Consider the following 1,019-nt stretch of genomic DNA (forward strand, 5'->3'; position numbering starts at 1 on the left):
ATACTCGCCCATCAGCTGATAACACCTTGTTTTTGCGCAATTTTCGCGACGGAGTGGCTCGAAACAGGCAATTAGTAAAACTTGCCATCGAAAGACTACATATTATGAGGGATAGCCGGTTTCTAAACAACCACAGAAAGTTTAGGGGAAATGACCTGGATCAAAAGGGTTGGGATGTTGTAAATGTGGTTTGTAGGGACAACTCATGAGTTGTCCGTACGAAAGGTAGACCCTTGTTCGTACGAATGGCAGGTCCTTGCCCTTACTTCATATTCGCCATCCTGCGGCTGTGACCGCGGGATCCAGTGACTTCAGGATCTGCTCTTCTTTGATAGGTTACGCTTGGCTAACCCATCCTATGGCACTTGCCGGTGGTTAGGTGAGGGGGCGCCTGGATCAAAAAGAGCGACCACATTGGGTCGCCCCCTACCGAGCTCGGATTTGATTCACCCGTTAAGCAGAGAAGTGTGCCAGGGCCACCTTACCGTAAGAATGGAGCTATTACTCGACGCGTATAACGCGGTAGCTTTTATTGCGGCCTTTGACGTTCATTTTATAGCTGCCCATAAAGCCTTTTTCGATGGTTACCGTCGGGTTGGTGATTTTATAGTAACCAGGGCGTAGGTCGGTGATTTCCCAGACTTGACCATTATCAAGTTGGACTTTCAGGCCTTTTTTCCATTCGGTGAACTCACCCAATGCGGTGGCGGTGATCTTGTCTAAGGTTTCTTCCTCTTCTTTAATTCGCTCACTGCCAAATTCATCGACTTTATCTTTTTTGCTGACAACTTCGGCTTTCGGTGCAGGCTGTTGAGCTTGCTCCGGCATGGCCGGCTTGGCTGGTTCTGCTGGTTTAGCGGGCTGTGCAGCCGGTTCTGGTTTTACTGGAGCTGCTCTATTTTTTAGGAATTGGTCATAGCAGGCGAGGCGTTTGGCGTCGTCTGTGATGGCTGCGCAATCTTCTGGTGTTGAGGCCGCTGTGGCGAAGTTGGCCCATGCGGTTATCCCAAATAAAATGC

General features: G+C 49.6%; 1 protein-coding gene. It reads right to left on the minus strand.

Annotated elements, in window-relative coordinates; all coding sequences use genetic code 11:
* Positions 1 to 501 precede the first annotated feature (501 nt).
* Positions 502 to 1,017, minus strand: a complete 516-nt coding sequence (locus HUJ19_RS04765; RefSeq protein WP_290622560.1) for a hypothetical protein — start codon at positions 1,015 to 1,017, stop codon at positions 502 to 504.
* Between the last annotated feature and the right edge of the window lie 2 nt (positions 1,018 to 1,019).

Source organism: Kangiella sp., from assembly GCF_014762745.1.
GTDB lineage: Bacteria > Pseudomonadota > Gammaproteobacteria > Enterobacterales > Kangiellaceae > Kangiella.